General features: G+C 64.6%; 20 protein-coding genes. 13 read left to right on the top strand and 7 right to left on the bottom strand.

The genetic code is table 11. From position 1 onward, the window contains the following. Position 1 precedes the first annotated feature (1 nt). The 3 genes from OU426_RS01120 (at position 2) to OU426_RS01110 (ending at position 2,697) form a co-directional block, all read left to right on the top strand. The gene (locus OU426_RS01120) at positions 2-166 is read left to right on the top strand and encodes a hypothetical protein (protein ID WP_267632008.1); all 165 of its coding nucleotides are present in this window, start codon (positions 2-4) and stop codon (positions 164-166) included. Positions 167-243: 77 nt separating this feature from the next. Then, on the top strand, positions 244-1,314 hold the full coding sequence (locus tag OU426_RS01115) for a flagellar motor switch protein FliG (protein WP_267632007.1): 1,071 nt from the start codon (positions 244-246) through the stop codon (positions 1,312-1,314). 90 nt (positions 1,315-1,404) lie between these two features. Continuing rightward, a complete protein-coding gene (locus tag OU426_RS01110; protein WP_267632006.1) occupies positions 1,405-2,697 on the top strand; it encodes an MFS transporter in 1,293 nt (430 codons plus the stop codon). Positions 2,698-2,704: 7 nt separating this feature from the next. Here OU426_RS01110 and mfd read toward each other — a convergent pair whose 3' ends face one another. Further along, positions 2,705-6,157 carry a transcription-repair coupling factor gene (gene mfd, locus OU426_RS01105; RefSeq protein WP_267632005.1) on the bottom strand — a complete coding sequence of 1,151 codons (3,453 nt, stop codon included), beginning with the start codon at positions 6,155-6,157 and terminating at the stop codon, positions 2,705-2,707. Between the two features lie 54 nt (positions 6,158-6,211). Then, positions 6,212-6,736 (bottom strand): component of SufBCD complex, encoded by a 525-nt coding sequence (locus OU426_RS01100; protein WP_267632004.1) that lies wholly within the window; start codon positions 6,734-6,736, stop codon positions 6,212-6,214. A 157-nt stretch (positions 6,737-6,893) separates the two neighbouring features. Between OU426_RS01100 and hemB the strand changes: the two genes are divergently transcribed. Further along, on the top strand, positions 6,894-7,868 hold the full coding sequence (hemB, locus tag OU426_RS01095; protein ID WP_267632885.1) for a porphobilinogen synthase: 975 nt from the start codon (positions 6,894-6,896) through the stop codon (positions 7,866-7,868). Positions 7,869-7,982: 114 nt separating this feature from the next. Beyond that, positions 7,983-8,537, top strand: coding sequence for a lipid-binding SYLF domain-containing protein (locus tag OU426_RS01090; protein WP_267632003.1), 555 nt, complete (start codon positions 7,983-7,985; stop codon positions 8,535-8,537). Positions 8,538-8,624: 87 nt separating this feature from the next. Here OU426_RS01090 and OU426_RS01085 read toward each other — a convergent pair whose 3' ends face one another. Continuing rightward, the gene (locus OU426_RS01085; protein ID WP_267632002.1) at positions 8,625-9,497 is read right to left on the bottom strand and encodes an NAD(P)-dependent oxidoreductase; all 873 of its coding nucleotides are present in this window, start codon (positions 9,495-9,497) and stop codon (positions 8,625-8,627) included. A gap of 128 nt (positions 9,498-9,625) precedes the next feature. On the opposite strand from OU426_RS01085, the gene OU426_RS01080 reads away from it, so the two are divergent. Then, on the top strand, positions 9,626-12,091 hold the full coding sequence (locus OU426_RS01080; protein WP_267632000.1) for a penicillin acylase family protein: 2,466 nt from the start codon (positions 9,626-9,628) through the stop codon (positions 12,089-12,091). A gap of 73 nt (positions 12,092-12,164) precedes the next feature. On the opposite strand, the gene OU426_RS01075 is transcribed toward OU426_RS01080, so the two are convergent. Genes OU426_RS01075 through OU426_RS01065 form a run of 3 tightly spaced genes read right to left on the bottom strand, consistent with a single transcriptional unit; the run spans position 12,165 to position 14,229 of the window. Then, positions 12,165-12,683 carry a gamma carbonic anhydrase family protein gene (locus OU426_RS01075; protein WP_267631998.1) on the bottom strand — a complete coding sequence of 173 codons (519 nt, stop codon included), beginning with the start codon at positions 12,681-12,683 and terminating at the stop codon, positions 12,165-12,167. Continuing rightward, positions 12,680-13,312, bottom strand: a complete 633-nt coding sequence (gene gmk, locus OU426_RS01070) for a guanylate kinase (RefSeq protein WP_267631996.1) — start codon at positions 13,310-13,312, stop codon at positions 12,680-12,682. The genes OU426_RS01075 and gmk overlap by 4 nt, the downstream gene beginning before the upstream one ends. A gap of 14 nt (positions 13,313-13,326) precedes the next feature. Then, positions 13,327-14,229 (bottom strand): YicC/YloC family endoribonuclease, encoded by a 903-nt coding sequence (locus tag OU426_RS01065; RefSeq protein ID WP_267631995.1) that lies wholly within the window; start codon positions 14,227-14,229, stop codon positions 13,327-13,329. A gap of 144 nt (positions 14,230-14,373) precedes the next feature. Here OU426_RS01065 and OU426_RS01060 point away from each other — a divergent pair, with 144 nt between their 5' ends. Continuing rightward, complete coding sequence (locus tag OU426_RS01060; protein ID WP_267631994.1) at positions 14,374-15,033, top strand: PAS domain-containing protein; 660 nt, start codon at positions 14,374-14,376, stop codon at positions 15,031-15,033. Positions 15,034-15,145: 112 nt separating this feature from the next. On the opposite strand, the gene OU426_RS01055 is transcribed toward OU426_RS01060, so the two are convergent. Further along, complete coding sequence (locus OU426_RS01055) at positions 15,146-16,516, bottom strand: class II 3-deoxy-7-phosphoheptulonate synthase (RefSeq protein WP_267631993.1); 1,371 nt, start codon at positions 16,514-16,516, stop codon at positions 15,146-15,148. Between the two features lie 179 nt (positions 16,517-16,695). Here OU426_RS01055 and OU426_RS01050 point away from each other — a divergent pair, with 179 nt between their 5' ends. From OU426_RS01050 to OU426_RS01025, 6 genes are all read left to right on the top strand, one after another. Continuing rightward, positions 16,696-17,715: a GlxA family transcriptional regulator gene (locus OU426_RS01050; protein ID WP_267631991.1), complete on the top strand. Its 1,020-nt coding sequence runs from the start codon at positions 16,696-16,698 to the stop codon at positions 17,713-17,715. Between the two features lie 186 nt (positions 17,716-17,901). Then, entirely contained in the window at positions 17,902-19,083 is a 1,182-nt protein-coding gene (locus OU426_RS01045) for an ABC transporter substrate-binding protein (RefSeq protein ID WP_267631989.1), read from the top strand. 103 nt (positions 19,084-19,186) lie between these two features. Further along, complete coding sequence (locus tag OU426_RS01040) at positions 19,187-20,047, top strand: ABC transporter ATP-binding protein (protein WP_267631988.1); 861 nt, start codon at positions 19,187-19,189, stop codon at positions 20,045-20,047. Continuing rightward, on the top strand, positions 20,044-20,748 hold the full coding sequence (locus tag OU426_RS01035; protein WP_267631987.1) for an ABC transporter ATP-binding protein: 705 nt from the start codon (positions 20,044-20,046) through the stop codon (positions 20,746-20,748). Before OU426_RS01040 ends, OU426_RS01035 begins: the two co-directional genes overlap by 4 nt. 3 nt (positions 20,749-20,751) lie before the next feature. Beyond that, a complete protein-coding gene (locus OU426_RS01030) occupies positions 20,752-21,762 on the top strand; it encodes a branched-chain amino acid ABC transporter permease (protein WP_267631986.1) in 1,011 nt (336 codons plus the stop codon). Further along, the gene (locus OU426_RS01025) at positions 21,759-23,111 is read left to right on the top strand and encodes a branched-chain amino acid ABC transporter permease (protein WP_267631985.1); all 1,353 of its coding nucleotides are present in this window, start codon (positions 21,759-21,761) and stop codon (positions 23,109-23,111) included. The genes OU426_RS01030 and OU426_RS01025 overlap by 4 nt, the downstream gene beginning before the upstream one ends. Positions 23,112-23,332: the final 221 nt, after the last annotated feature.

Here is a 23,332-nt window from a genome sequence, read left to right as displayed (position 1 = left end):
AATGCGTATCATTGCCCTTGTGACGGCCTTTCTGGGCGGGCTCGGCCCGGCCTTGGCGATGGCCGAAGGTTGCACCCATGCCCGCCAGCAATCGGCCGAAATCAGCTGCGCCGAAGGCCAGGTCTGGGACGCCAAGGAAGCGCGCTGCGTCGTGCTCGACAGCTGAGGATCTCGGGCGGCGCTTAACCCGGGCTTTACCCTGACTTGCGAGGCTGGGGCATATTTCCTGTGCCAGAGGCCGCCATGCCCGCCGTCGCCCCGCTTTCGCGCCCAGCCACGCCACCGGACACGGCGGTTTTTCAGCCCGCCCATGCTCTGACCGGTCGCCAGAAGGCGGCTGTAATCGTGCGGCTTCTGATCGCGCAGGGGGCAAGCGTACCGCTCGCTGCCCTGCCCGAGGATCAGCAGGCGGCGCTGACCGAACAGATGGCGGCGATGCGCGCCATCGACCGCGACACGCTTGCCGCCGTGGTCGAGGAGTTTTGCGATACGCTTGAACGGATGGGACTGTCCTTCCCCGGCGGCCTTGATGGCGCACTGAAGGTGCTCGACGGCCATATCTCCGACGCGGCGGCGGGTCGCCTCAGGCGGCTCGCGGGCGGTGCGTCGAAGCTCGACCCCTGGGAAAAGATCAGGGGCGTCGAGGTCGAGCGGCTCTTGCCGATCATCACAGAGGAAAGCACCGAAGTGGCCGCGGTGATCCTGTCGAAGATTGCCGTACCCCGCGCGGCCGAACTCCTTGGTCTTCTGCCCGGCGACCGGGCGCGGCGGATCGCCTTTTCCATGTCAAAGACCGCCGATGTCGAGCCCGAGACGGTCAAGCGCATCGGCCATGCCATTCTTGGCCAGATCGAGGTGGTCAAGACCCCGGCTTTCGAAAAAAGCCCGGCGGACCGGGTGGGGGCGATCCTAAATGTCTCGCCTGCAGCGACGCGTGAGGATGTGCTGAAAGCATTGGAGGAAGAGGACAGCGTGCTTGCGGCGGAGGTCCGCAAGACCATCTTCACCTTCGCCCATATCCCCGCGCGCCTCCTGACCCGCGATGTGCCCAAGATCATCAAGGTGGTCGAGCAGGACGTGCTGATCAAGGCGCTGGCAGGCGCCAAAGGTGAGGCGGCAGATGCGGCCGAATTCCTTCTGGCGAACATGTCGCAGCGGATGGCCGGGAGCCTGCGCGAAGAGATGGCCGCAATCGGCCGCCTGAAGGAAAAGGATGTCGAGGTCGCGCAGACCGCCGTCGTCATCGCGATCCGCGACCTTGAGGCGGCGGGCGAACTGGTGATGATCGTTCCGGAGGAAGAGGAAGAGGGCTGATACGTCTAGTTGCCGGCAAAATACCGCGCCCGGACCCTTGCGCCCGGCGCGGGCCAGCGCCAGAGTGCCGCGCACTTGGAAAGCCTCATCATGTCATCGAGCCCGCTTCGATTCCTCGCCCGCCACCCCGATTTCGCGCGCTTCTTTACCGCGATGATCTTCGTCAACATCGGTGGTCAGATCCAGGCGGTGACCATCGCCTGGCAGATCTACGATATCGCGCGCCGCACGATGGGCGTGAAGGAAAGCGCCTTTCTCGTCGGCATGGCGGGGCTCGCGCAATTTCTGCCACTTTTCTGTCTGGCACTCATCGGCGGATCGCTCGCCGACCGGATGAGCCGCCGGGCAATCGTGCTCGGCGCGCTCGGGATCGAAACGCTGACTGCGATCCTACTTGGCCTCTTCGCGCTCCGCGGCGACGAAACCTTCCTGCCGATCTTCGCCAGTATCGCGCTGTTCGGTGCCGCGCGCGCCTTCTTGCAACCGGCTTCGACGGCAATGAAACCAATGCTGGTACCGCGCGAGGAGATGCCGCGTGCGATCTCGATCAGCTCGCTCGCTTGGCAGTTCGCGGTGATCCTCGGCCCATGGATTGGCGGGTTGATCATCGCCAGTGCCTCGCCCAGCCTTGCCTACGGCATCGTCGCCTGCCTTTACATGACCGGAATCGTCATCTGCCTCGCGATCCGCATCTCGACCACGCCGGTTCGGCAGGCGGGCAGCGCTATGCGCCAAATCCGCGAGGGGCTCATCTATGTCTGGACCAACAAGATCATCCTCGGCGCCATGTCGCTTGACCTCTTCGCCGTGCTCTTGGGCAGCGTCATTGCGCTTCTGCCCGCCTTTGCCGCCGACGTGCTTCATGTCGGTCCGGAAGGTTTCGGCCTTCTCCGCTCCGGCCCAGCCCTAGGGGCGGCACTTGCCGCCTACCTGCTGGTGCGGCGGCCGATGGTACGCCACGCTGGGCGCAGGATGCTGTGGGCCGTAGCCCTCTTCGGCGTGGCGACCCTGGTCTTTGCTGTCTCGCGGTCGATGGTCCTGTCGGTCGCCGCGCTCGCGATCCTCGGCGCCGCCGATATGATCTCTGTCTATGTCCGTCAGACATTGGTGCAGATCGTGACGCCCGACCATATGCGCGGCCGGGTCTCTGCCGTCTCGGGCCTTTTCATCTCGGCCTCGAACGAGCTTGGCGAGTTCGAAAGCGGCGTCGCTGCCCGTCTTCTCGGCCCGGTGGGCGCGGCGATCTTCGGCGGGGTCGGCACGCTCGTCGTCACCGGCCTTTGGGCGAAGTGGTTCCCCGAACTGCGCGATGCCGACCGGCTCGACGGCAAGGACCAGCCTGATGAGGCCGAAACGGCGAAGTCGTCGCTGGCGGCCCAGTAGCTGAGTCTCAGCCCGCTTTTTTCGCCGCGGCCACCTTCTCTGCCAGATCGCGCGCCACGCCGAAGGCGGCCTTGATCCGCTCGCCCTCACGCGGGAAATCGCCAGCGACAACAATCTTGTTGTCCTTGACCCGCGCCGCCCCGCCCTGAGCTTGCAAGAACTCGACCAACCCCGCCGGATTGGCAAACTTGTCATTGTGGAATTGCACGGTAATCCCCTTGGGCCCGGCGTCGAGCTTCGCTATGCCCGCCCGCTTGCAGGTGCCCTTGATCCGCACGACCAGAAGAAGCGTGTTCACCTCGCGCGGCAGCGCGCCGAACCGGTCGATCAGTTCCGCGGCGAAGCCCTCAAGCTCTGCCTTCGTGGTCAGATGCGACAGGCGCCGGTAGAGGCCGAGCCGTACGTCGAGGTCGGGCACATAATCCTCGGGGATCAACACCGGCACGCCAAGATTGATCTGCGGCGCCCATTGCCCGTCGTCGGCATCCGCCCCCTGCAACTCGCCCGACTTCAGCTTCGCAATCGTCTCTTCCAGCATCGCCTGGTAAAGCTCGTATCCGACCTCGCGGATATGGCCGGACTGCTCCTCACCCAGAAGGTTCCCCGCGCCACGCAGGTCAAGGTCCTGGCTTGCCAGCGAAAAGCCCGCGCCGAGACTGTCGAGCGACCCGAGCAGCCGGAGCCGTTTCTGCGCCGCAGGCGTCAGCGGCGCGCGGGGCTTGGTGGTCAGATAGGCATAGGCGCGAGTCTTGGCACGCCCGACCCGTCCCCTGATCTGATACAGCTGGGAAAGGCCGAACATGTCGGCACGATGGACGATCATCGTGTTCGCGGTGGGAATGTCGAGGCCACTTTCCACGATGGTCGTGGCCAGCAGCACGTCATATTTGCCGTCGTAGAACTCGTTCATCCGCTCATCGAGGTCGCCCGCCGCCAGCTGGCCGTGGGCGACGATATAGCTGACTTCCGGCACATGGTTCTTCAGGAAGTCCTCGATCGCGGGCAGGTCGGCGATGCGCGGCACCACATAAAAGGACTGCCCGCCGCGATAGCGTTCGCGCAAAAGCGCCTCGCGGATCGTCACCGCGTCGAACTCGCTGACATAGGTGCGGATCGCCAGCCGGTCGACGGGCGGTGTGCCGATGATCGACAGATCCCGCACGCCGGTCAGCGACAGTTGCAGCGTGCGCGGAATGGGCGTCGCGGTCAGGGTCAGGACGTGGATCTCCGACCGCATCTCCTTCAGCCGTTCCTTGTGCTGCACGCCGAAATGCTGTTCCTCGTCGATCACCAGAAGCCCGAGGTTGCGGAACTTCACCGCCTTGGCCAGGACCGCATGGGTGCCGATCACTATATCGACCGTGCCATCGGCAAGCCCGTCACGCGTCAGGGCGGCGTCGCGCGCAGAGACAAAGCGCGACAGTGGGCGGACCGTGATCGCCGTCCCCCGGAACCGTTCGGCGAAAGTCTTGAAATGCTGGCGGGCGAGCAGCGTCGTCGGCGCGATGACCGCAACCTGCACCCCGGACATGGCGGCGACGAATGCCGCGCGCATAGCCACCTCGGTCTTGCCGAAGCCCACGTCGCCGACAATCAGCCGGTCCATCGGCGACCCGGCCTCCAGATCGGCGATCACATCACCAATTGCGGCCAGCTGATCGTCGGTTTCCTGATATGGGAAGCGCGCGGCGAACGTGTCCCATTCATGGTGCGGCGCCTCAAGGATCGGCGCCTGGCGCAGCGCGCGTTCGGCCGCCACCCGCATCAGCCGTTCGGCGATCTGTCGGATTCGTTCCTTGAGCTTGGCCTTCTTGGCCTGCCATGCCCCGCCGCCAAGCTTGTCGAGCAGCCCCTCCTCATGGCCATAGCGGCTCAGAAGCTCGATATTCTCGACCGGCAGGTAAAGCCGCGCGCCCTCGGCATACTCCAGATGCACGCATTCATGCGGCGCGCCAAGTGCCGTGATGGTTTCAAGACCCTTGTAGCGGCCGACGCCATGTTCGACATGGACGACCAGATCGCCGGGCGACAAAGATTGCGCCTCGGTCAGGAAGTTCTCGGCCCGCCGTCGTTTCTTCGCGCCCCGGATCAGTCGGTCGCCCAGCACGTCCTGTTCCGAGATCACGGTCAGGCCAGAGGCCTCGAACCCGTGTTCCAGTGCCCAGACGGCCAGATGCAGCGCGCCCTTGCCATCGGGCACCTCGCGGATGTCACGAACAAGATGCGCGCCCTTGACGCCCTCGTCCTCCAAAAGGCCCTTCAGCCGCTCGCGCGCCCCTTCGGAGTAAGAGGCAACGACAACCTGTCCCTCCTTCAGCCGCGCTTTCAGATGATCCGACAAGGCACCGAAAAGGCTGACATTTTCCAGCTGCCGTTCGGGTGCGAAATTGCGGCCGATACGCCCGCCCGCGTCCAGAAAGCCCGGGCCGGTCGGTTGCGGCAGCGCGACGAGCTGGATGGTGCGGAGGCCGGCGATGGCGTCGCTCCAGCCCTTGTCATCCAGATAGAGAAGATGCGGCGGACAGGGCTTGTAGATCGTATCGACCCGGTCTTTACGCTTCAGCGCCTCGGCGCGGCTGTCATACTGGTCCTCGATCCCCTCCCAGCGGGAAAGCCGCGCTGGCGTCAGCTGATCGTCGAGCATGACCGACGCGCCGGGGAGGTAGTCGAAGAGCGTCTCCAACTCCTCATGGAAATAGGGCAACCAATGTTCCATCCCCGCGTGCTTGCGCCCCGCGCTTACCGCCTCGTACAAGGGATCGTCAGTGCCCGCCGCGCCAAACTCGATCCGGTAATTCTGGCGGAAACGGGTGATCGCCGCCTCGTCGAGGATCACTTCGGAAACCGGCGCCAGTTCGATCCGGTCCAGCTTTTCGATGGTGCGTTGGCTCGCCGCGTCGAACCGGCGCGCGCCGTCAAGCACGTCGCCGAAAAGGTCGAGCCGCACCGGCCCGCCCTGCCCCGGCGGATAGATGTCGATGATGCCGCCGCGCACGGCATAATCGCCGGGCTCCGACACGGTCGAGGTTGGCGAGAAGCCCATACGGACGAGATAGGCGCGCAGGCCCGCCTCGTCGATCCTGCTGCCGACCTTCGCCGCGAAAGCGGCCTCGCGCACGACCGCGCGCGCCGGCAGGCGCTGGGTCGCGGCATTGAGCGTGGTCAGCAGCACGACCGGTGCGGCTAGCCCGCGCGCGAGCGTCGCGAGCGCCGCCATCCGGGCCGCGGCTATGTCGGCATTGGGCGAAACGCGGTCATAGGGCAGGCAGTCCCAGGCCGGGAAGGTCAGGACGGGGGCAGCAGGCGCGAAGAAGGCAAGGGCTGCCCGCATCGCCTCCATCCTCTTGTCGTCGCGGGCAACGAAAAGGACCGTCGCGCCGCGCTCGAGCTCGCGGGCGAGAAGGCGGGCGTCGAAACCTTCGGGCGCGCCGGAAAGGGTGATCTGGCCGGGGGTCGTCATGCGCCTGACCTATCCGCCCCGGCGGTCGTGTCAAGCCGTAGCGGCTGGTTCCTCTCAGCCAAGCGGAGAGACGTTGAAATTGACCAGCATCCCCCAGGCCGCGGTGATGGTAATCGCCAGAACGCCGATGGCCTGGACGAGAATCCGGTGCCAGTGCAGCCTGTGGCACAGTTGCTCTCCATCGCCCCCCTCGTCACGGATGCGCCGCGCGGTGCGCGCGGTGAAGATACCAACGATGGTAACCGGGAACAGCAGAAGGAACACCGCCTGGCAGAATTCCACCCCATACCAGAAGCCGAGAAGCGCGAGGGTCGTATGGATGCAGGCCGCGAGGGCCGAGAGCACGGTCCCGGCCTCGCGAACAATGAACTGGATACGGTTGATGTTGATCCGGGCGAGTGCCACCAGGTCGTCCATCGCCGCGCCACCCTGCCGCCGCGCGCGGATCACCATGTCGAACGGAATACCAAGCACCCAGTGCGAGGCGGTGGACCAGGTGACGGCGAGGGCGATCCAGTACCAGAGATTGGAGAACGAGCGCAGGTCGATGAGATCGAGCAGAAGCTGCGTCAGTTTCAAGCGAATCTCCCCTCGAAGGACCGGGCGGCGCCCGTTGGCGGGATGCTAACCGCGCCCTCCGACGGTTTCCACCCTTGTGATCGCGGAAAAAGCGTGGCAGCGGAAGGGGAAAGCTGCAGCCCTGAGTGAAGGAGTGTCGCCCGTGACCGGTCTTCAGATGTCCCATCGTTTCCGTCGCCTGCGCCTGACAGGTGCCCTGCGCTCACTCGTGTCGGAAACAAGATTGTCGGTGGCTGACTTCATCTGGCCCCTGTTCATCACTGACGTGCCGGGTGCCGATGTCGAGGTGCCTTCGATGCCGGGCGTCCGCCGCCTGACCATTGACGGTGCCGTCCACGCGGCGGCCGAGGCGGCGCGGCTTGGCATTCCCGCTGTCTGTCTCTTTCCCTATACCGACCCGGCGCTGAAGACCGAAGCCTGTGCCGAGGCCTGGAACGCGGACAATCTGACCAACCGGGCGATCCGGGCGATCAAGGCGGCGGTGCCCGAAGTTGCGGTGATGACGGATGTGGCACTCGACCCCTATAACGCCAACGGCCATGACGGGTTGGTGCGCGACGGCGTGATCCTGAATGACGAGACGGTCGAGGCCCTGGTGCGCATGGCGCTGGCGCAGGCCGAAAGCGGCGCTGACATCCTCGGGCCGTCCGACATGATGGATGGCCGGATCGGGGCGATCCGCATGGCATTGGAGGCGGCGGGTCACAAGGATGTGGCGATCCTTTCCTATGCCGCCAAATATGCGTCCGCCTTCTACGGCCCGTTCCGCGATGCGGTGGGGGCGTCCGGCGCGCTCAAGGGCGACAAGAAGACCTATCAGATGGACCCGGCCAACCGCGCCGAGGCGCTGCGCCTTGTCGGTCGCGACCTTGATGAAGGCGCGGACATGGTGATGGTCAAGCCCGGCATGCCCTATCTCGATATCTGCCGCGAGGTGAAGGACGCCTTCGGCGCACCGACCTTCGCCTATCAGGTGTCGGGCGAATATGCGATGCTGAAGGGCGCGATCCTGAATGGCTGGGTGAAGGAGGAGGTGATCCTTGAAAGCCTTCTCGCTTTCCGCCGTGCGGGTTGTGACGGCATCCTCACTTACTTCGCGCCCGAGGCCGCGCGGATGTTGGCCGGTCGTTGAGCTTGGTACCCCGCCCGGGGTGACAGGCCGCCTGCGGTAGCTTATACTTTTCGCACATCCCGTCAGCGCCCTTAAGGGACCCGCGCGGGACAATGACAACAGGTGGGCACGAGCATGATGAAATTTTCTCGACGCGAACTCATACTGGGCGGCGCGGCCCTGGGCCTCGCCTCTTGCGGCAATGGCGTGGGCAGCAAGGGCGGTGCGACGATCGACGCGCGCGTTGATGCGACGCGCGACTATATGCGCACGAATTTCCCTGATGCAGCGGCGAATATGAGCCGTGCACAGGGCATCCTTTACATGCCGCTCGTGACCGAAGCAGGCTTCATCTTTGGCGGCGCCTACGGGCGCGGCGCGCTCAGGATCAACGATGTCACGGTGGATTACTACACGGCCGCGCAGGCGAGTTGGGGGCTGCAGGCCGGTGCTCAGCAATATGCGCATGTGCTGTTGTTCATGACGCCCGACGCGCTGGCGACTTTCCGTGCATCGCCCGGATGGACCGCTGGCGCAGATGTTCAATATGCTTTCCCCGATGGCGGCAAAAGTGCCGGCCTCAGCACCGCGACCGCGACCGCCCCGGTCATCGCCTATGTCTTCGGACAGGCGGGTATCATCGCGGGCGTGTCCCTCAAGGGCACCAAATATACGCGGATCATTCCCTGAATGGCGGAGCGAGCGGGCTTTCTGCCCTCTCGCGCTCTCCCGAGGATATTTGTGAACGGAAGTGGGGCCGACGGAATATGAGTCCGGTCAGCCGATCGCGCGAAGCCGCGCGATCAGGCTTGATGTGTCCCAACGACCGCCGCCAAGCTTCTGCACATCCTTGTAGAACTGGTCGATCAGGGCCGTGACCGGAAGGCTTGCGCCGTTCTCTTCGGCTGTGCGAAGACAGATGTCGAGGTCCTTGCGCATCCAGTCGACGGCGAAGCCATAGTCGAACTTGCCCTGCTTCATCGTCTTGTGGCGGTTGACCATCTGCCAGCTGCCTGCTGCGCCCTGACTGATTACCTCGACCAGTTCCTCAATGTCGAGCCCGGCCCTTTCGGCGAAGTGAAGGCCCTCGGAGAGGCCCTGGACGAGGCCTGCGATACAGATCTGGTTGACCATCTTGGCCAACTGGCCCGCGCCCGAGGGGCCGAGGCGGCGGCAGATCCTCGCATAGGCGGCAATCACCGGCTCTGCGCGCGCATATTCGGCCTCGTCGCCGCCACACATCACGGAAAGGACACCGTTTTCCGCCCCCGCCTGTCCGCCCGAAACCGGCGCGTCGACGAAGCCGAGGCCATGGGAGGCAGCAGTGCCCGCCAGCTCCCGTGTCACGGCGGCAGATACGGTGGTGTGATCGACGAAGATCGCGCCCGTCGCCATTCCGGCGAAGGCGCCGTCCGCGCCGGTGCAGACCGCGCGTAGGTCATCGTCATTGCCGACGCAGGCCATCACGAACTCCGCGCCCTCGGCCGCCGCGCGCGCCGTGGGTGCCGCCCGGCCACCATGCTTGGCCACCCAGGCGTCCGCCTTGGCTCCGGTGCGGTTCCAGACCGTCACCTCATGGCCTTTGGCCATAAGATGCCCCGCCATCGGAAAGCCCATGACCCCGAGCCCGAGGAATGCAACCCTGGCCATTGCGCGCCGTCCTTCCCATCCTGTGGCCGCGCCCGATTGCGCATCGGCCTCAAACGCCGTAGTTAACCGCCCTGCCCCTTCCGTCAACCCCGCCGGTTCGGGCGCTGCACTCAAACCGGCCGGTTTCCATGGTTTCTGTCTTCCGCTGGCTCGTCCGCCTTGTCGCCCTGATGATCTTCGCGGTGATCCTCGCCGCGACGGGCGGTTATTATTTCGCCTCACGCTCGCTGCCGGACTATGACGAGGCGCGCACGGTGGCCGGCATCACGGCACCGGTCGAGATCGTGCGCGATACGGCTGATGTGCCGCATATCTTCGGCGAAACCGATGCCGATACTTTCTTCGCCCTCGGTTACGCCCATGCGCAGGACCGGCTCTGGCAGATGCTGGTGGCGCGCTGGACGGTGCAGGGGCGGCTCTCGGAGGTTTTCGGCGAACGGACGGTGAAGAGCGACGAGCTGATGCGACGGCTCGATCTTTACGGGCTGGCCGTAAAGTCGGTCACGGCGCAGGACGATGCGACACGGGTCGCGCTCGACGCCTATGCGCGCGGGGTGAACGCCTGGATCGAGACAGTGAACAGCGAGGCGCGCGGGCGCGGCGCACCGGAACTTTTCCTCTTCCCCGCCGAGATCGCCGTCTGGCAGCCCGCAGATTCGATCGCGCTCATGAAGCTGTTCGCCTTTCAGGAAACCTCGCAACTGCAAAACGAGGTCATGCGCGCGCGCCTGTCGCTTCTGTCGGCCGATTGGGCCGACGATCTGATGCCTGCCGTGCCCGGCCCACCGGTCGCGGCCCTGCCCCCCTATGCGGCACTTGCGCCCGGCCTTCTGCCGGATCCGGCGCTGCACTATGCGGGCGATGACGAGGCGCGCGATCCGCTTCTGGCGATGCGGCCACGCGACATTGCAGGCGCCTCGAACGCCTGGGCGGCGGCGCCCGGACGGGCGGCCGCTGGCGGGGCGCTTCTTGCCAACGATCCCCACATGGCCTTCACTGCGCCCGCGCCCTTCTATCTCGCCCGGCTGGAGCTTGCCTCGGGCGGCGTCATCGGCGCCACCATCCCCGGCGTTCCCGCGATCCTCGCCGGGCGGAACGAGGCTTTCGGCTGGGGTATCGCGGCCTCTTACGCGGATGACCAGGACTTGTTCCTTGAAGAACTGGACCCGGCGGACGCCTCCCGCTACCGCACGCCAGAAGGCTGGGCGCCGTTCGAGACTAAGAAGACCATCGTCACCGTCAAGGACGCCGCACCGATCACGTTGACGCTCCGCTGGTCGGCAAATGGCCCTGTGCTGCCCGGCAGTCATTACGATCTGCAATCGGTGACGCCGAAAGGCCATGTAATGGCGCTTGGCTGGACCGGCCTTTCAGACGCCGACACGTCGATGAGCGCGGCCATAGCCTTGATGCGGGCAAAGACCATCAATGCGGCGCTGACGGCGGGCGCACAGCAGATCGCACCCGCGCTGACCGTGACACTCGCTGAAAAGTCCCGTGTCGGCATGGCGCTTTTCGGTGTGCTACCGGCGCGCGACGCGCATAGCCAGTCGCAGGGCCGCCTGCCCTCTCCCGGCTGGGTCACAACGAACCGCTGGGCGGGCCGCCTGCCCGCCGCCGACAATCCCCGTTTCCTCGACCCGGCGGGCGGGATCGTAGGCACCACGAACGGCAAGCTTGTCGACCTGTACTTCCCGAACCATGTCAGCTTCGACTGGGGCGACAGCCAGCGGGTCCAGCGCTGGACAAGGCTGATGCAGGAACGCGAGGTCCACAGCCGCGAAAGCTTCATCGCGGCGCAGCTCGACACCAATGCCACCGACGCCCGCACCATCCTGCCGCTCATCGGCCGCGACCTGTGGTTCACCGGCGAGGCGGCGCCCGAAGGGACGCCCGAACGCCTGCGGCAGAAGGCGCTCGACCTCCTCGCCGCCTGGGACGGCGACATGAACGAACATCTGCCAGAGCCCTTGATCTATGCCGCCTGGTCGCAGGCGCTTCAGATGCGGCTCATCCGCGACGAACTCGGGCCCCTGGCCGACGCCTTCCACCGGGTGGAGCCGCTTTTCATCGAGCGGGTCTACAAGGATGTGGGCGGGGCGGCGCGCTGGTGCGATGTGATGCAATCGGCGCCGGTAGAAAGCTGCACCGATATCGCTCGGCTGGCGCTTGACGATGCGCTTCTCGACCTGACAGGCCGCTACGGGTCGAAGATCGAAAGCTGGCGCTGGGGCGATGCGCACGAGGCGCGGCAGGATCACCCGACGCTCGGCCTCGCGCCGTTCCTCGGCTGGATCGTCAATCTCAGGCAATCAACCTCGGGCGGCGATCATACGCTGATGCGCGGCATGATGGGTCTCGACCCTGCCGAGCCATTCCTGAACATGAACGGCCCGGTCTACCGCGGGGTCTATGATTTCGCCGATCCCGACAGTTCAGTCTTCATCATCTCGACCGGCCAGTCGGGCCATCCACTTTCGCGCCATTACGACGATCTGAGCGAGCTATGGCGGCGCGGCGATTATGTACCCATGTCGCTTGACCCCGCGCTCGCGCGCGCGGCCGCGACCGGGATCACGCGGCTCACACCATAGGACGGTTCGTAAGGCGCATTTCCAGCGAGGAGAGCACGCAAGGGCTCGACGAGCGGCCCGGGCCGCCGCCGCGTCAGATGTCGCGCAGGCCGGCCGCGAAGCGGCGGGCATTGGTGCGGTAGCCTTCGGCCGATTTCAGAAGCCGCGCGCGCACCTCCGCGTCCAGTTCGCGCACCACCCGGCCCGGCGCGCCCATCACCAGACTGCCGTCGGGGATATGCTTGCCCTCGGTCACCAGAGCGCCCGCGCCAATCAGGCAGCCAGACCCGATCACCGCGCCGTTGAGGATCGTCGCCCCCATGCCTATCAGCGTCCCGTCGCCGATGGTGCAGCCATGCAGCATCGCCTTGTGGCCGATGGTGCAATCGGCGCCCACGGTCAGAGGAAAGCCCATGTCGGTATGAAGCACGCAGTTTTCCTGCACGTTCGACCCGCGTCCGATGCGGATCAGCTCGTTGTCGCCCCTGATCGTGACGCCGAACCAGATGCCGACCTCATCCTCCAGCGCCACCTTGCCGATCACATGGGCGGCCGGCGCGATCCAGACATCGCGGCCGATCTCGGGGCGGATACCGTCAAGCGCATAGATCATCTGGTATCGAACTCCCGGTTCAGACCGCGTACGAACTCCGACAGGCCGGGTTGACGGTCGCGGCGCAGCCGCTCGGCGGTGACGATGGTCTTAAGCTCCGCCTCGGCCTTGTCGAGGTCATCATTGATCAGCACATAGTCATATTCGGCCCAATGGCTGATCTCGGCCTCGCTTTTCGCCATCCGGCCGCGGATCACCTCGTCGCTGTCCTGCCCGCGTGTCCTGAGGCGCCGTTCCAGTTCGGCAATCGACGGCGGCAGGATGAAGATCGAAACGACATCGCTCGCCATTGCCTGCTTGATCTGCTGACCGCCCTGCCAGTCGATGTCGAAAAGCGTGTCGCGGCCCTCGCTCATCGCCGCTTCCACCGGTGCACGGGGCGAGCCATAAAGATTGCCGAAAACCTCGGCATGTTCGAGCATCTGGCCGGAGGCTGCCATCGCCTCGAACTCGGCGCGGCCCTTGAAATAGTAATCCTTACCGTCCACCTCGCCCGGGCGCGGCGCACGCGTTGTGGCCGAGACCGAGAATTTCAACGTCGTGTCCCAGGCCATCAGCCGTTTCGACAGGGTCGACTTTCCCGCCCCCGACGGTGACGAGAGGATAAGAAGGAGACCCCGTCTTTGCATCTGACGCTGCATCGTCATTCCACGTTCTGAACCTGTTCGCGCATCTGGTCGATGAGGGTCTTGAGGTCAAGTCCGATCCGCGTCAGCTCGACATTGCCGGACTTCGAACAGAGCGTATTGGCCTCGCGCATGAATTCCTGCATCAGGAAGTCGAACCTTTTGCCGACCGCGCCGCCGTCGGCAAGAAGCTTCCGCGCTGCCACGATATGGGCCGACAGGCGGTCCAGTTCCTCGGTCACGTCAGCCTTTACCACCAGCAGCGCCAATTCCTGCGCGACGCGGTTGGGGTCGGCCTCGCCCGCGCCCGCGAGGACGCGCGCAAGATTTTCGCCGAGGGTCGCTTCCATCTGTGGGCGCCGCGCCTCGGCCGCCCGGCCCGCTTCGCCGACCAGTGTCGCAATCCGGTCGGCCTGAGATGAAATAACGCTGGCGAGCGCTGCACCTTCCTGCGCGCGTGTCGTGGCAAAATCTGCGAGCGCGCCATCCAGATCGGCGAGAAGCGCTGGCAGCACCTTTGCCTGTTCTTCGTTGCCGCCATTCGTGTCGAGAACGCCCTTCACGCCCAGAATGTCAGCGGGCGACAGGGCGCGCGTCTCGAACCCCGCCGCACGGGCTGCGGCCTCCGCCCGGCCAAGGGCGGCAAGCGCCGCATGCAGCGCGGGTTCGTTAACTCTGTAGCTATCGGCCGACGCTTCCTGCGTCAGGCGCAGGGTGACGCTGACATTGCCGCGCGCGACCCGGGCGGAGACTGCAGTACGCACCGCCGATTCCAGCCCCTCGATCCCGTCCGGCAGGCGCAGGCGCAGATCGAACCCCTTGCCGTTCACCGACCGGATATCCCAGGTCCAGCTTGCGCCCGCCCCTTCGCCGCGCCGGGCGGCAAAGCCGGTCATCGAATTGAGCGTGCCTTTAACCATTTAACACTTTCGCGCCCCCATGCTCGCTAAAATTGTGTAGATTAACACTTGAGTAATCTTTCCGGTTCTAGGGTTAACAAAGCCTGACTCCTTGGGCAACGCGGACCGGAGCATTCGAGATACCGCACGGCACATGGATTGGTCATGGATCAGGATAATATCGTACCCTTCGCGCATGTCAGGACCGAGATGCAGTACGCCCGGATTTCCGAAGTGAGGGCCTATTGGGAGGCACTGCGGAATGGTCGCAGGGTGCCCTTGCGTTCAGAGATAGACCCGCGCGGCATCGAACGCGCGCTGGAACAGGCCTTCATCCTTGAACGGATCGCGCCGCAGGTGGCGCGCTTCCGCCTCTCGGGGAAGGCGCTCAGCGAGCTGATGGGGATGGAGGTGCGCGGCATGCCCTTCTCGGCGCTCTTCACACCTGGAGGCCGGGCCGAGCTGGCCGAGATGATCGAGGGCGTCTTCCGCCTGCCGCAGATCGCGGAACTGGACCTGACCGGTGAAACCGGCTTCGGTCGCCCGCCACTGACGGCACGGCTTGTGCTTCTGCCTTTGCAAAGCGATCTTGGCGATATCAGCCGCGCGCTTGGCTGTCTGGTGGCTGAAGGCTTGATCGGCCGGGCGCCGCGTCGGTTCGATATATCGGCAGCGCGGGTCACACCGATTGTCGAAGGGCGCCCGACCGAACGCTCCGCCCCGCCACCTGCACTTGCCCGTGGCTTTGCCGAAAGCCAGATCCCTTATGTGCCCCGACCGGGACGCGACCGCAGCCATCTGAGGCTGGTGAAATCGGGCGAATAGCCGACCCTGCCCCACGCGCCGCAGGATTCGTCGAGCATTTCATGCACGCCTCGCCGGAGCGCGCCCGACGAGTGCACGAAGTGCTCGAGGAGGCTCGGACCGCAGTGCCGGTTCACATCCCGGCGGCGCGGGCGATGGCGCGGCGGTCCTGCAGTTCCTCGGCGACAAGGAAGGCCAGTTCCAGTGATTGGCTGGCATTGAGACGCGGATCACAGGCCGTGTGATAGCGGTCCGACAGATCCTCGTCGGTCACCGCGCGCACGCCGCCGGTGCATTCGGTCACATCCTTGCCGGTCATCTCGAAATGCACGCCGCCGGGGATCGTGCCCTCGGCCTTGTGGACGCTGAAGAACTCCCGCACCTCGCGCAGGACGCTTTCGAACGGCCGGGTCTTGTAGCCCGAGGCCGACTTGATCGTGTTGCCGTGCATCGGGTCGCAGGACCAGACGACATTGGCGCCTTCCTCCTGCACCGCACGAATGAGGCGCGGCAGGTGGTCGCCGACCTTGCCCGCGCCGAAACGCGCGATCAGCGTCAGGCGCCCGGCCTCGTTCTCCGGGTTGAGCCTTGCCATCAGCACTTTCAGATCGTCGGCGCTGGTCGACGGTCCGCATTTCATCCCGATGGGGTTCTGGACGCCCCGGCAAAACTCCACATGCGCGCCGTCGGGCTGCCGCGTGCGGTCACCGATCCAGATCATGTGGCCCGAGCCCGCGACCGGCAGGCCGGTGGTGGAGTCGATCCGGCAGAGCGCCTCTTCATATTCCAGCAGCAGCGCCTCGTGGCTGGTATAGAAATCGACCGTGCCCAGTTCGTGCGCGGTTTCCGAGGTGACGCCTGCGGCGGCCATGAAATCCATCGCGTCCTGAATGCGGACCGCGATCTCGCGATAGCGCTTGGCGTCCGCCTCGTCGGTGAAGGACGAAATCCAGCTTTGCACCCGGTGGATATCGGCATAGCCCCCGGTCGAAAAGGCGCGCAGCAGGTTCAGCGAGGCGGCGGCCTGGGTATAGGCCTGAAGCATGCGCGACGGATCGGGCACGCGCGCCGCTTCGGTGAAGTCGAAGCCGTTGATGATATCGCCGCGGTAGGAGGGCAATTCGACGCCGCCCATCACTTCGGTCGGGGCCGAACGCGGCTTGGCGAACTGGCCCGCGACGCGGCCGATCTTGACGACCGGAACCTTCGCGCCCCAGGTCAGCACGATCGCCATCTGCAGGATGACCTTGAACGTGTCGCGAATATTGTCGGCCGAAAACTCGGCAAAGCTTTCCGCGCAATCGCCGCCCTGGAGCAGGAATGCCCGGCCCGCAGCCACCTCACCCAGCGTCCGCTTCAGCTTGCGCGCCTCACCCGCGAAGACCAGAGGCGGCATCTTCGCAAGCGTCGCCTCGACCGCCTTCAACCCGGCCTGATCCAGATAATCGGGCATCTGCACCCGCGGCTTCGTGCGCCAGTCGGATTTGGTCCAGCCCTTCGTCATCTTAACCCTCGATCTCTCTTTAGCGATAACGGCCTTGCCTTATAGAGGCGGGCAGGAAGAGACGCAAACAGATAGCCGCATAAAATAATCGAAAACCGACCATCAAACGCCGCGAAACATCCTTGCGCGCGGACCCGTTCAGGTGTTAGGTGCGCAAAACGACAGAAACAGGTCGCATTATGCAGGTGGCCACTTCGCGCGCCAAGAAGGAAACGAGCGACGGCGTGCCAACGCGCCGTTTCGTCTTCCTGCTTCTCGATCGCTTCACCATGATCTCTTTCGCGGGCGCCATCGAACCGCTGCGGCTTGCCAACCGTATGCTTGGCAAGTCGGCCTACAGCTGGCGCCTCGCAGGTGAGAACGGGCGCGACGTTTCCTGCTCGAACGGCGCCTCCTTCCATCTCGACATGGGGCTGGAAGAGATCGACCGCGAGGATACGCTTCTGGTCTGCGGCGGGATCGACGTCCAGAAAGCTACCACCAAGCCCGTGCTCAACTGGCTGCGCCGCGAGGCAAGGCGCGGGGTCAGCATCGGCGGCATCTGCACCGGCAGCTACACGATGGCGAAGGCCGGGCTTCTCGACGGCAAGAAGGCCACCATCCACTGGGAAAATCAGGATGCGTTCCTCGAGGAATTCGAAGAGGTCCGCCTGACGAAATCGGTCTTCGTGATAGACGGCAACCGGATGACCACGGCGGGCGGCACATCCTCGCTCGACCTGATGCTGAAGATCATCGCCCAGGACCACGGCGAGGATCTGGCCAATTCGGTCGCGGACCAGCTTATCTACAGTTCGATCCGCACCGATCAGGACACCCAGCGCCTGTCGGTGCCGACCCGGATCGGCGTGCGCCACCCCAAGCTCAGCCAGGTCATCCAGATCATGGAGGCCAATATCGAGGATCCGATCAGCCCGGCGACGCTTGCAGATGATGTCGGCATGTCGACCCGGCAGCTTGAACGGCTGTTCCGCCGCTACCTCAACCGCTCGCCCAAGCGCTATTACATGGAACTGCGCCTGCAGAAGGCCCGCAACCTCTTGATGCAGACCGACATGAGCGTGATCAACGTGGCGCTTGCCTGCGGCTTTGCCAGCCCCTCGCACTTCTCCAAATGTTACCGCGCGCATTACCAGACCACGCCCTACCGCGAGCGTGGCAGCTTCGGCAAACCCGGCGCGACGCGTCTTTCCATCTGAGCACGGCCTGCGATTTTCCCGCTTGATCTCGGCGCACAGATATTTTAAGTTCAAAATAAAAAATGACTGAAGCGCACTGCAAGGTGCCGCCAAGGGAAGGAAGTTCCGGGGGATATTCCGATTGCTTTTCGGGAATCCCGGATTAGGTTCTGACGCAGGACATTGGTCCAACATGGGAGTGATCAAATGAAAAAACTTCTTGCTGCCACGGCGGCGAGCGCACTTTTTGCCGGTGTGGCTTCGGCGGACGAAGTCAAGATCGGCGTTCTCCTCGGCTTCACCGGCCCGATTGAATCGCTGACCGGTTCGATGGCGACGGCTGCCGAAGCCGCGATGAAGGAAGTGTCGGATTCGGGCATCTTCATGGGTGGCTCGACCGTCACCAGCATCCGCGCCGACTCGACCTGCATCGACAGCGCAGCCGCCACCGCTGCGGCCGAAAAGCTTGTCACCTCGGACAAGGTTGCCGGGATTGTCGGCGCCGACTGTTCGGGCGTGACCGGCGCCGTCCTGTCCAACGTTGCCGTTCCGAATGGCATCGCGATGATCTCGCCCTCGGCGACCTCGCCCGCGCTTTCGACGGCAGAGGACAATGGCCTCTTCTTCCGCACCGCGCCCTCGGACGCACGCGAAGGCGAGATCGCCGGCATGATCATGGCCGAGCGCGGCATCAAGTCGGCCGCCATCACCTATTCGAACTCCGACTATGGCAAGGGCCTTGCCGAAGCGATCCAGAAGGGCTTCGAGGCTCAGGGCGGCACGGTCACCATCTCGGCCGCTCATGAAGACGGCAAGGCTGACTACTCGGCCGAAGTCGCTGCCCTCGCGGCGGCAGGCGGCGACATCCTCGTCGTTGCCGGCTACGTCGACCAGGGCGGCTCGGGCATCCTGCGCGCCTCGGTCGATACCGGGGCCTTCTCGCTCTTCGAACTGCCGGGCGGCATGATCTCCGACACGCTCACCCAGAACGTGCCGGAAGGTCTGAACGGTTCGTTCGGCCAGGTTCCGGGCAACGATTCGCCGGGGCTCAAGACGCTCGGCGACATGTCGGGCGGCGCGTTCGACGTCTCTTCGCCCTATACGCCGGAAAGCTATGACGCGGCGGCGCTGATGCTGCTTGCCATGGCCGCGGCCAATTCCACCAACTCGGCCGACTACGCGCCCAAGATCATGGATCTGGCCAATGCGCCGGGCGAAAAGATCTACCCGGGCGAACTGAAGAAGGCGCTCGAGATCATCAATGGCGGCGGCGACATCGACTATGTCGGCGGCTCGGCGGTGGAACTGATCGGACCGGGTGAATCGGCCGGCAACTACCGCGAGATCGAGGTGAAGGACAACAAGATCGAAACGGTGAAGTATCGCTGATCGCTCTTGATCTTTGAGGCGGCCCGGTTCCTCCGGGCCGCCTTTCTGCATAACGACCTGCCGGGGCATCAGGCCCCAAAGGCGGGCACCCCGGGGGAAGCGCATGATAGTGGTCGAGGACCTGCACAAGCATTTCGGCGGGTTTCACGCCGTTGACGGAGCCTCCATCGAAATCGCCAAGGGCTCGATCACCGGGCTGATCGGCCCGAACGGCGCGGGCAAATCCACGCTCTTCAACGTGATCGCCGGGGTCCATGAGCCGACATCCGGCCGCGTCCTGATGGACGGCGAGGATATCACCGGCCTGCCGCCGCATGAACTCTTCCACAAGGGCCTTCTGCGCACCTTCCAGATCGCGCATGAATTTTCCTCGATGACGGTGCGCGAGAATCTGATGATGGTGCCGGGCGGCCAGTCAGGCGAGACGCTCTGGAACAGCTGGTTTCACCGCGCCCGTATCCGCGACGAGGAACGCGCGCTTGCGAAGAAAGCCGATGAAGTCCTTGATTTCTTGACAATTTCCCATCTGGCCGACGAAAAGGCCGGCAACCTGTCCGGCGGCCAGAAGAAGCTTCTGGAACTTGGCCGCACGATGATGGTCGAGGCCAAGATCGTCTTCCTTGACGAGGTCGGCGCAGGCGTGAACCGCACGCTGCTCAACACGATTGGCGACGCGATCGTGCGGCTGAACAAGGAACGCGGCTACACATTCTGCGTGATCGAGCATGACATGGATTTCATCGGCCGCCTCTGCGACCCGGTCATCGTGATGGCCGAGGGCAAGGTTCTGGCCACAGGCTCGGCCGCCCATATCATGGAGAACGAGGCGGTGATCGAGGCCTATCTGGGGCGCGGCCTGAAGAACAAGGTCAAGGCCGAGGCGGCGGCGGAGGCCGCGAAATACGAAGGGCACGGCGCCCAACCCGGCCTGGGCGATGAAGCCGGTCATGGGGGCGCAGCATGAGCTTTCTTGCGGCAGAGAACATGACGGGCGGCTATGGCGCCGCCGACATCCTGCATGACTGCACGCTCAAGGTCGACAAGGGCCAGATCGCGGTCATCGTCGGCCCGAACGGCGCGGGCAAGTCGACCGCGATGAAGGCGGTCTTCGGCATGCTGAAGCTGCGCGGCGGCCATGTGAAGCTCGACGGCGAGGATATCACCCACCTCACCCCGCAGGACCGGGTGGCAAAGGGCATGGGCTTCGTGCCGCAGGTCAACAATGTCTTCCCCTCGATGACGGTCGAGGAAAACCTCGAAATGGGCGCCTTCATCCGCCGCGACGATTTCCGCGCGACGATGGAACAGGTCTATGACCTCTTCCCGATCCTGAAGGACAAGCGCCGGCAGGCTGCGGGCGAGTTGTCGGGCGGCCAGCGCCAGCAGGTCGCGGTCGGCCGCGCGCTCATGACCCAGCCGAAGCTACTCATGCTCGACGAACCCACCGCGGGCGTCTCGCCCATCGTGATGGACGAACTCTTCGACCGGATCATCGAGGTCGCCCGCACCGGCATTTCCATCCTGATGGTCGAACAGAACGCCCGCCAGGCTTTGGAGATCGCCGATCAGGGCTATGTGCTCGTCCAGGGCGCCAACCGCTATACCGACACCGGCAAGGCCCTGATGGCCGACCCCGAAGTGCGCCGTACGTTCCTGGGGGGCTGAGATATGGATTTCCTCAACGCAATCGTAGCCCTTCTGAACTTCGTCATCATCCCGGCAGCGGCCTATGGGGCGCAGCTGGCGCTCGGGGCGCTCGGCGCGACGCTCGTCTACGGCGTCCTGAGGTTTTCGAACTTCGCCCTTGGCGACACGATGGCATTCGGCACCGCTATCACCATCCTCGGTACCTGGTGGCTGCAATCGCACGGGGTCAGCTTCGGCCCGCTGCCGACCGCGCTTCTGGCGCTTCCGTTCGGCATCGCGGTGACGGCGGCGCTGGTGCTGGCGACCGACCGGGTGGTCTATCGCTATTACCGGCAGGTGCGCGCCAAGCCGGTGATCGTGGTCATCGCCTCGATGGGGGTGATGTTCATCATGTCCGGCATCACCCGTTTCGTCATCGGTGTCGAGGAGATACGTTTCGTCGACGGCACGAAATTCATCATCGAGGCCAACAGCTTCAAGCAGGCGACGGGGCTTTCCGAAGGTCTCGCGCTGCGCTCGACGCAACTGCTGACCATGGTCACGGCGGCTTTGGTCGTGGCGCTGCTATTCTGGTTTCTGAACCGGACGCGCACCGGCAAGTCCATGCGCGCCTATTCGGACAATGAGGATCTGGCGCTTCTCTCGGGCATCAACCCCGAGCGGGTGGTGGCGATCACCTGGATCATCGCCGCAGCGCTTGCCACCATCGCGGGCACGCTTTACGGGCTCGACAAGGCCTACAAGGCCTTCAACTATTTCTCTCTTCTCCTTCCGATCTTCGCTGCCGCCGTGGTTGGCGGGCTCGGCAATCCTCTGGGCGCCATTGCCGGTGGTTTCCTTGTCGCCTTCTCAGAGGTCGGTGTCACCTATGCCTGGAAGAAGGTCGCGGGCTATGTGATGCCCGAGGGCCTTGCGCCCGACGGGCTTCTGCAGATCCTGTCGACCGACTACAAATTCTCGGTCTCCTTCGCGATCCTGATCCTTGTCCTCCTCTTCAAACCGACCGGCATCTTCAAGGGGAAAGCGGTATGAGCCTGAACATGCGCAACATCGCCCTCTTCGCCATCATCGCGGTCTTCTTCTTGCTGGAGGCGGTGGTCGAGTGGAAGATCGGCCCGTCGGGCACCTATACGATCTTCGCGGGCACCTGGAACTCATCGCTGGTCATCCTGAACCTTTGCCTGATCTCGGCGATCATGGCCCTGGGCGTGAATATCCAGTGGGGCTATGCGGGGCTTTTCAATACCGGGATCGTGGGCTTCGTCGCCATCGGCGGGCTCGCCCCGGTGCTCGTCTCCTCGCCCGTGGTGCCGGAGATCTGGACGGGCCCGGGCCTCTACCGGCTGATCGCGGGGCTGGCGCTTGGCGTTGGCGTGGTCGCCGCGGCCGCCTATGCCTACCAGAAGACGCGCGGGCAGACCCGCACGTTGTCAGTGCTTGCCATCGCTATCGGCGGCTTCTTCCTTTACCGCGCCGTCCTCGACCCGGCAGTCGTCTTCATCGAGGCGAACAACCCGGCCGCCTTCGGCAATATCGGCGGGCTTGGGCTGCCTGCGCTGATTTCCTGGCCGGTCGGCGGCCTCTTCGCGGCGGGCGCCGCCTGGGTGATCGGCAAGACCGCACTTGGCCTAAGGTCCGACTATCTGGCCATCGCCACCCTTGGCATCGGGGAGATCATCGTCGCGATCCTGAAGAACGAGGACTGGCTGGATCGCGGCGTGAAGAACGTGATCAACGTGCCCCGCCCCTGGCCGGTGCCGGACGAGATCAAGTTGCAAGGCTCAACCTGGTTTCAGGAATGGGTGGCGAACATGGGCTGGAGCCCGGTAACGACCTCCACCATCCTGGTGAAGCTTCTTTACGGCTCGCTCTTCCTTACGGTCCTCGCACTTATCGTCGTTGCCTCGGAACTGGCGCTGAAAAGCCCTTGGGGCCGGATGATGCGCGCGATCCGCGACAATGAGACGGCGGCACGGGCGATGGGCAAGGATGTGACCCGTCGACATCTGCAGATTTTCATCCTCGGCTCGGCGATCTGCGGCATCGCGGGCGCCATGCTCGTCACGCTCGACGGCCAGCTTACGCCGGGCAGCTACACACCACTGCGCTTCACATTCACCATCTGGCTGATGGTGATCGTCGGCGGATCGGGCAACAACTGGGGTGCGATCCTCGGCGCCTTCCTGATCTGGTTCCTCTGGATCAAGGTCGATCCCTGGGGCAATGCGCTGATGTATACGATCACCGCAGGCATGCCGGAAGGGTCGGAGCTGAAGCATTATCTGATCGATTCCGCCGCGCAGATGCGGACGATCACCATGGGGCTGATCCTGCTTCTGGTCTTGCGCTTCGCTCCGAAGGGTCTGATTCCAGAGAAGTAACTCGCGTTTGGCGTGATCGTCACTATGACATGATCAACCGATCGCGCGCGTTCCGCCCCGGCGGGGCGCTCCGCTAGATTGGCGGGGCGTCCTGTCCGGTCTTGCGGGTTTTCATGGCATTCTATCACGCGCTGCGCCGTCATGGCCGGGCCACTGCATTGGTCGGCGCTTCCGGCGCGACAGTCAGCTACGAAAGCCTCGCTGCGTGATGCGACCTGTGG

Origin of the sequence: Frigidibacter sp. RF13 (genome assembly GCF_026626305.1) — a bacterium.
GTDB lineage: Bacteria > Pseudomonadota > Alphaproteobacteria > Rhodobacterales > Rhodobacteraceae > TMP-24.
This window is presented reverse-complemented; position numbering and strand designations above follow the sequence as displayed.